At 61.4% G+C, this 7,312-nt stretch carries 7 protein-coding genes and 1 pseudogene; 6 read left to right on the forward strand and 2 right to left on the reverse strand.

The window, feature by feature from the left end; translation table 11 throughout:
- Positions 1-41: 41 nt before the first annotated feature.
- Positions 42-425: a cupin domain-containing protein gene (locus tag BGI27_RS03620; protein ID WP_095523538.1), complete on the forward strand. Its 384-nt coding sequence runs from the start codon at positions 42-44 to the stop codon at positions 423-425.
- Here BGI27_RS03620 and BGI27_RS03625 read toward each other — a convergent pair whose 3' ends face one another.
- Together BGI27_RS03625 and BGI27_RS03630 are read right to left on the reverse strand one after the other, a co-directional pair.
- The gene (locus BGI27_RS03625; RefSeq protein ID WP_095523539.1) at positions 426-1,931 is read right to left on the reverse strand and encodes a YifB family Mg chelatase-like AAA ATPase; all 1,506 of its coding nucleotides are present in this window, start codon (positions 1,929-1,931) and stop codon (positions 426-428) included.
- Between the two features lie 56 nt (positions 1,932-1,987).
- A complete protein-coding gene (locus BGI27_RS03630; protein ID WP_095523540.1) occupies positions 1,988-2,245 on the reverse strand; it encodes an accessory factor UbiK family protein in 258 nt (85 codons plus the stop codon).
- A gap of 281 nt (positions 2,246-2,526) precedes the next feature.
- Between BGI27_RS03630 and BGI27_RS03635 the strand changes: the two genes are divergently transcribed.
- From BGI27_RS03635 to BGI27_RS03655, 5 genes and pseudogenes are all read left to right on the forward strand, one after another.
- Positions 2,527-3,204, forward strand: a complete 678-nt coding sequence (locus tag BGI27_RS03635; protein ID WP_095523541.1) for a TorF family putative porin — start codon at positions 2,527-2,529, stop codon at positions 3,202-3,204.
- 63 nt (positions 3,205-3,267) lie between these two features.
- Positions 3,268-3,606 (forward strand): P-II family nitrogen regulator, encoded by a 339-nt coding sequence (gene glnK, locus BGI27_RS03640; RefSeq protein WP_095523542.1) that lies wholly within the window; start codon positions 3,268-3,270, stop codon positions 3,604-3,606.
- Positions 3,607-3,627: 21 nt separating this feature from the next.
- Positions 3,628-5,025 (forward strand): ammonium transporter, encoded by a 1,398-nt coding sequence (locus tag BGI27_RS03645; protein WP_095523543.1) that lies wholly within the window; start codon positions 3,628-3,630, stop codon positions 5,023-5,025.
- A gap of 221 nt (positions 5,026-5,246) precedes the next feature.
- Positions 5,247-6,947 carry a pectate lyase gene (locus BGI27_RS03650; RefSeq protein WP_095523544.1) on the forward strand — a complete coding sequence of 567 codons (1,701 nt, stop codon included), beginning with the start codon at positions 5,247-5,249 and terminating at the stop codon, positions 6,945-6,947.
- Positions 6,940-7,307, forward strand: a pseudogene (locus BGI27_RS03655) (transposase); the annotation flags it as partial. The gene BGI27_RS03650 and the pseudogene BGI27_RS03655, both read left to right, overlap by 8 nt.
- Between the last annotated feature and the right edge of the window lie 5 nt (positions 7,308-7,312).

Raw genomic sequence — 7,312 nt, forward strand, 5'->3', positions numbered from 1 at the left:
GTACGCTTGCGATCCCGATATTTCATTGTCTGGAGAAACGCATGCCCAGCTTCACCAAAGTCGTTCTGTACACCGATACCGACGGCCGCGCGAAATTCCGCGACGAAGAAGTTCCGCTGAATGAAGGCACGCCCGCCGTAGCCCTCTCCGCCCTGCTGCCGGCCACTGCCGCACAACTGCGTGAAAGCCCGGTCGGCTTCCGCAGCCAGGTGCACTGCACGGGCGCCCCACAATGGCTGTTCGTACTCAGCGGCGCGATGGAAATCGGCCTGCTGGACGGCACGTCTCGTGTATTCGCGGCAGGGGAGCACTTCTACTCGGCCGATACCTTGCCCGCAGGCGTCACCTTCGATCCGACCGTGCACGGCCACTGGAGCCGCCAGATCGGCAACCAGCCGCTGGTAACGCTCTTCGTCAAAGGCTGATCAACGCTTGATTTCGCCGGGCAGACCCCGGCGATATTGCACGGCTTCGGCCACATGCGCGGCGCCGATGACCTCTGCTCCCGCCAGATCCGCTACGCTGCGCGCCACCTTGAGCACCCGGTGATAGGCGCGGGCGGACAGGCCCATACGCTCTATCGCGGTGCGCAACAGGCTGCGCGCCGCATCCTCCAGCGGACAGAATCTCTCCATTTCACTCGCATTCAGGTGCGCATTCGGCTTGCACTGGCGTGTTTGCTGATGCCGGTGTGCACGCGCCACCCGTTCACGCACCACTTCTGTGCATTCCCCGGAAGGTGCTGCCTGTAACTCTGCCGCGCCCAGGCTGCCGACCTCCAGCGAAAGGTCGATGCGATCCAGCAGAGGCCCGGACAGCTTGCCGCGATAACGTGCCACCTGATCAGGCGTGCAACGGCAGGCACGTGTGGGATGCCCCAGATAACCACACGGGCAAGGATTCATGGCCGCGACGAACTGGAAACGGGCGGGAAAGTCTGCCCGGCTGGCCGCACGGGAAACCGTAATGTGCCCGGTTTCCAGTGGCTCGCGCAGCGCTTCGAGCACACGTCGATCAAATTCGGGCAACTCATCGAGGAACAACACGCCGTGGTGCGCCAGACTGATTTCGCCCGGACGCGGCACCATGCCTCCGCCCACGAGGGCTGGCGCCGAGGAAGAGTGGTGAGGCGCACGAAAGGGGCGTTGCCGGAATCGTGCGGGATCGAACCGCCCTTCGAGAGACTGCACGGCAGCGGACTCCAGCGCCTCGGCCTCCGACAGAGGTGGCAGCAGGCCCGGCAGACGACTGGCCAGCATGGATTTCCCCGTTCCGGGAGGCCCGTAGAGCAAGACTGAATGCAGCCCGCAGGCGGCGACTTCCAGCATGCGCCGCGCCTGCACCTGTCCTTTGACGTCTGCCAGATCCGGATAGTCCGGCGCCCGGCTCATGGGCTCGCCAGCAAACACGGACAGTTCCGAGTGGCCGTTGAAGTGCGCGGCGACCTCCAGCAGATTGCGGGCAGGCAGGATGGCGAGCCCCGTGACCAGCGCCGCTTCAGCGGCATTCTCGAAGGGCAGGATCAGCTTGCGTCCGGCTTGCGCGGCGCGCCAGGCCATGGCCAGCGCCCCTCGTACCGGGCGCAGCTCGCCCGACAGGGAGAGTTCTCCCACCATTTCGTATCCGGCCAACCCGCCAGCCTTGATCTGGTCGGAGGCAGCCAGGATGCCAACGGCAATGGGCAGATCGAAACGGCCGGTTTCCTTGGGTAGATCGGCCGGCGCCAGATTCACCGTGACCCGGCGGTTGGGAAACTCGAATTGCGCCGTCAGCAAGGCGGCACGCACACGATCCCGAGCCTCCTTGACTTCGGTGTCCGGCAGCCCCACCAGAGAGATGGCAGGCAGACCATTGGAGAGGTGCACCTCGACAGCAACTTCGGGCGCATCCATGCCGGCCAGAGCACGGCTCGTAATCAGGGCGAGAGACATGCCAAGAGTCTATCTCCTGAGCATGTTCGTGCAGCCCGCCCACACGGACGGGGATCTCAGGGCTCTGGTGTTTCCTGCGAGGCGGGCGTCCGTGCCTGGCTCTCCAGCGCTTCGATGCGTGCCAGAGCTTCCTGCAGCAAGGCCTTCTGTACCTCGAACTCCTCGCGGGTGACCAGATCGAGGCGGGAGAACCCGCTGCTCAGCAAAGCCTTGACATTCTTTTCCATATCGCGGGCCGGCGTACTTTCGAGCAGGCCCGAAATCTTGTCGCCCAGCTCTTCAAGCAGGCGGGCCGGCGTGACCGGACTGACCATGATGGATTCCTCACTGAACACAACCGTGCGGAGCAGTCTAGCACAGCGTTTTGGCCCGCCCCGCCGGCCGGTCTGGTGCAATGCACCAGATTGATGCATTACATTGCCACTATGTCTCTCCGCATGCGCTGCCGATGTGCCACTGCAGATAACCGGCCCCGGACAGCTATTTGCCATCCCGACGTAAAACGCGATTTTCATGAGGGTTTCACCTAGCTGGCACGCTTCCCGCTAATAGCAGCCTGCCTTTCAACCCCACACTCATTCCGGGAGTCAAAAAAATGCGCAAGACCGCTCTCTCTGCCGCACTGCTTTCCGTGTTTGTTGCTGCGCCGGCTTTTGCCGAAGAGGCAAGCCCCATTGCCGCGAACTTCACCATCACCAACAACTATTTCTTCCGCGGCATCACCCAGACGGAGGACAAACCAGCCATCCAGGGCGGTTTCGATTACGTCCACGACAGTGGTTTCTACGTGGGCACCTGGGGCTCCAACGTGAGCTGGCTGGATGACTCCGGCAAGAGCAGCGTGAAGCTGGATGTCTACGGCGGCTACCGCTTCGAGGCCGGTCCGCTGGCCTTCGACGTCGGCGCGTTGCAGTACACCTATCCGGGCAGCAAGGTTGACGGTGTGACCAAGGCCGATACCCTCGAACTCTACGCATCGAGCGGCTGGAAATGGTTCACCGCCAAGATCTCCTATTCGGCCACGGACCTCTTCGGCGTCGATGACTCCAAGGGCAGCCTGTATCCCGAGCTGGGCGCATCTGTCGAACTGGGCGCCGGCTTCACCGCAGTGGCGCACGTGGGACGTCAGATCATCAAGAACAACGATGGCGATTACAACGACTTCAAGCTCGGCGTGACCAAGGACTATGCCGGCCTGAACTTTGGCGCTTTCGTCATCGATACCGACATCACCAAGCCCCGCGCCTTGGTGACGGTGAGCAAGTCTTTCTGAAGCATTCCGTTTCCTAACCCGGCAAGGCCACCCAGGTGGCCTGTCTGCACCAAGGAGTGATCCATGAAATTCGTAACCGCCATCATCAAGCCGTTCAAGCTCGACGAAGTGCGTGAAGCCCTCTCCGCCATCGGCGTGCAGGGCATCACCGTCACCGAGGTCAAGGGCTTTGGCCGGCAGAAGGGCCACACAGAGCTGTATCGCGGCGCGGAATATGTTGTTGATTTCCTGCCCAAAGTGAAACTTGAGATCGCCATCGACGATGCCCTGCTCGACCAGGTCATCGAGGCCATCGAAAAGTCCGCCAACACCGGCAAGATCGGTGACGGCAAGATCTTCGTATTCGACCTTGAGCAAGCCATCCGCATCCGTACCGGCGAAACCGGCGCGGAAGCGCTCTGATTCCGCACAGGAGCACATGACATGAAAAAAACCCTAGCCCTTGCAGTGACGGCGCTGTCCGTCCTGTTCGCCGGTGCCGTCCTTGCCCAGGACGCCGCACCCGTTGAAGCTGTCTCCGAAGTCGTGACCACCGTCGTGGAAACCACGACTGCTGCTGTAGCGCCGGCCGCTGCCGCAGAGGAAGCTGCTCCGGCGATCGACTCCGGCGATGTGGCCTGGATGCTGACTTCCACGATGCTCGTGATCCTCATGACTATCCCGGGCCTGGCGCTGTTCTACGGTGGTCTGGCACGCAGCAAGAACATGCTGTCGGTGCTGATGCAGGTGTTCGTGATCTTCTCGGTCATCACCATCCTGTGGTGCATCTATGGCTATAGCCTGGCCTTCGCGGGCGAAGGCAAATTCGTCGGCGACCTATCGAAAATCTTCCTCGCAGGCATCACGCCGGATACCCCCTCGGCGATCCTCGCCACGATCCCCGAATATGTGTTCGTGGTCTTCCAGTCGACCTTCGCAGCCATCACCACAGCGCTGATCGTCGGCTCCTTCGCCGAGCGCATCAAGTTCTCCGCCGTGATCCTGTTCTCCGTGATCTGGTTCACCTTCTCCTATGTGCCGATGGCCCACATCGTCTGGGGTGGCGGCTTGCTGGGTGCTGATGGCCCGCTGGACTTCGCCGGCGGCACCGTGGTGCACATCAACGCCGGTATCGCTGGCCTGGTGGGTGCTTATGTGCTTGGCAAGCGTATTGGTTTCGGTCGTGAATCCTTCGCGCCGCACTCCCTGACGCTGACCATGGTTGGCGCCTCCCTGCTGTGGGTGGGCTGGTTCGGCTTCAATGCCGGCTCCGCCGGTGCCGCCAACGGTGTCGCAGGCCTGGCCTTCATCAACACCGTGGTTGCCACGGGTGCCGCTACGGTGGCCTGGATCGGTGGCGAAGCTCTGTTCAAGGGCAAGCCCTCGATGCTGGGTGCAGCTTCCGGTGCGGTTGCTGGTCTGGTTGCCATTACGCCGGCAGCCGGCTTCGTCGGCCCGATGGGCGCCATCGTGCTGGGCCTGATCTCCGGTCTGGTCTGCCTGTGGGGTGTTTCCGGCCTGAAGCGCATGCTGGGTGCTGACGATGCGTTCGACGTGTTCGGTGTGCACGGTGTCGGTGGCATCGTCGGTGCCATCCTGACCGGTGTGTTTGCCTCCCAGAGCCTGGGTGGTACGGGCGGCCTCACCCCCGACACCTTCTCGATCGGCAGCCAGGTGTGGATCCAAATCAAGAGCGTGCTCTTCACCATCGTGTGGTCGGGCGTGGTCTCCTTCATCGCCTACAAGCTGGTGGATATCTTCGTCGGCCTGCGTGTTCCCGAAGAAGAGGAGCGCGAAGGTCTGGACGTCACCAGCCACGGCGAACAGGCTTACCACTATTGATCCTGCGGACGGCATCTGTCGTCCTGTCGGCAACAACATTAACGGGCACCTTCGGGTGCCCGTTTTTCTTTCCTCACTCGAGGACTTCGTGCCCTGGAAAGACGCGCATTTTTTCTCGCGTTCCTGTCGCTGATCCAAGGCACAACGCCCGCTTTGTCGTAAGCTTCAGTCAAAGCACGCCCGGAAAGGCGTGCTACGGCAACACCCGAGGAAGACACTTCATGGAAAAAATGCTCGACTACATCCGCCAGTACGCTGACACCATCCTCACCCGATATCGCGATCCTTACAACGGCACCCCGCTGTTCTTCGACGGCATAAATACCTTTACCGGCGAACCGGTGAAGTGGCGCAACATGGATGGCACGGATTGGGAGCCTTCCAACATCGGCTCCCAGCAGAACCTGTTCCGTACCCTGGTCGGCCTGTCCGCACTGACAGGCGACTCAAAGTACAAGGATGCGGCCAAGGCGGCCATCCGCTGGCATTTCGATCACGCAGATCCCTCCGGCCTGCTGACCTGGGGCGGTCACTGCTTCCTGGATCTCAAGACGCTCGACACCGTCGGCCCCGAGGGCAAGAGCAAGGTGCACGAGATCAAGCATCACTACCCGTTCTACGAATTGATGTTCGAGGTTGATCCGCAGGCCACGGCCAAGCTCATCAAGGCCGAATGGAACTGCCACATCGACAACTGGGATACGCTGGAGCTCACGCGTCACGGCACTTACGGTCGTCCGCTGCAGGAAGAAGGCTTCTGGGAAAAACCGATGAACCAGGATCTGGAAATCCTGCGCGAAGCCAAAGGGCTTTCATTCGTGAACATCGGCAACGATCTGATCTATTCCGCCGGCCTGCTCGGCCAACGCGTACCGGGTGAGGAAAAGGCGCTCGACTGGGCCGAATTCCTTGCCTGGCAGTATGTACGCACACGCTACCCCGCCACCGGCCTTGGCTGTTACCAGTTCAATCGCCCGGTCAAACGCGAGGAAGCTCCCACCGACGAAAACCACCCGCAATTCACCTTCTCGTTCTACGGCGACCGCGCTCAGCGCCAGTTCGGCCCGGAATACGGCGATGTGGCCAAGGAAGCCTGGGTGCTGTTCAAGATGGACCCGGACGCACTCAATGGGCCGGAAGGCATCTATGGCGACTCCACGCTTGCCCAGCTGACCCTGGCCCGCCAACTCGGCGCCAAGGGCGAAAAACTCAAGCAATGGGCGGTCGACGGCCTGGATGCCTGGCTCAAGTATGCCTACGTGCCGGAAACCAACGAGATCAAACCGATGTTCGCCGATGGCCGCGACCTCACGGGCCAGGTGTTCCCGCGCCGTGGCTTCTACGGCCAGAAAGGCTGGGTCTTCGAGCGCAAACCGATCAACACCATCGTGTTCCTATCCACCGTCACTGCCTGGGCAATCTCCGGCCGCGACAGCCTGTGGCAACACGTGGTGGCGATGGCGCGCAATTTCGGCCTCGGCGAATGGAACGCTGCCGATCCGAAATCCCCCAAGGGGCCGCTGGTGGCGACCAAGGCGGATGCGATCCTGCTGTTCGCCGTGCTCGAAGTGGCCCGCAGCACCGGCACGTCCGCCTATCTGGAACTGGCGAAAAGCCTGGGGGAACGGATCATGGAGCAACACGCCCATCGTGGCATGTTCGTGCCCAGCGAAAAGCACATCCACTGCCGGTTCGACGATACCGATGCCCTCGCATTGCTGACCCTGATCGCCACCGAGCGCGGCTGCCCGGAAATCATCCCGGGGTTCCGTTCACAGGGCGGCTACATTCACGGCGACATCCAGCTGGAGAATGGCAGCAAGAAGAACATCATGGATATCAAGGACATCTTGAATCGCCCCCGGTTCACTAGACACTTCGAAGCCTTAAGCTGGCAACCAAGTGGAGGTGTCTATGAGTAGCAAGCGATACACGGAAGAGTTCAAGATTGAAGCGGTCAAGCAAGTGACCGATCGCGGACATAGCGTTGCGGACGTTGCCGGGCGACTGGATGTGAGCATCCACAGTCTGTACGCATGGATCAAGCGCTACAGCCTGACGCCGCAGGAGCGTCAAACGCAGGATAGCCAAGAGGACGAGTTACGTCGGCTACGAGCCGAGCTCAAGCGGGTAACCGAGGAGCGCGACATCCTAAAAAAGGCCACAGCGTACTTTGCCAAGCAGTCCGGGTAAGGTACGCCTTCATCGAAGCGCATCAGAACGTCTGGCCAATCCGACGCATGTGCAAGGTCATGCGGGTCCATCCGAGTGGGTACTACGCCTAGAT

The sequence above is a fragment of the Candidatus Dactylopiibacterium carminicum genome, assembly GCF_014736495.1.
Taxonomy (GTDB): domain Bacteria; phylum Pseudomonadota; class Gammaproteobacteria; order Burkholderiales; family Rhodocyclaceae; genus Uliginosibacterium; species Uliginosibacterium carminicum.

Coding starts and splice junctions, on each gene's coding strand:
- BGI27_RS03620 (WP_095523538.1), top strand. CDS start 42: ATGCCCAGCTTCACCAAAGTCGTTCTGTACACCGATACCGACGGCCGC.
- BGI27_RS03650 (WP_095523544.1), top strand. CDS start 5,247: ATGGAAAAAATGCTCGACTACATCCGCCAGTACGCTGACACCATCCTC.
- BGI27_RS03630 (WP_095523540.1), bottom strand. CDS start 2,245: ATGGTCAGTCCGGTCACGCCGGCCCGCCTGCTTGAAGAGCTGGGCGAC.
- BGI27_RS03635 (WP_095523541.1), top strand. CDS start 2,527: ATGCGCAAGACCGCTCTCTCTGCCGCACTGCTTTCCGTGTTTGTTGCT.
- glnK (WP_095523542.1), top strand. CDS start 3,268: ATGAAATTCGTAACCGCCATCATCAAGCCGTTCAAGCTCGACGAAGTG.
- BGI27_RS03645 (WP_095523543.1), top strand. CDS start 3,628: ATGAAAAAAACCCTAGCCCTTGCAGTGACGGCGCTGTCCGTCCTGTTC.
- BGI27_RS03625 (WP_095523539.1), bottom strand. CDS start 1,931: ATGTCTCTCGCCCTGATTACGAGCCGTGCTCTGGCCGGCATGGATGCG.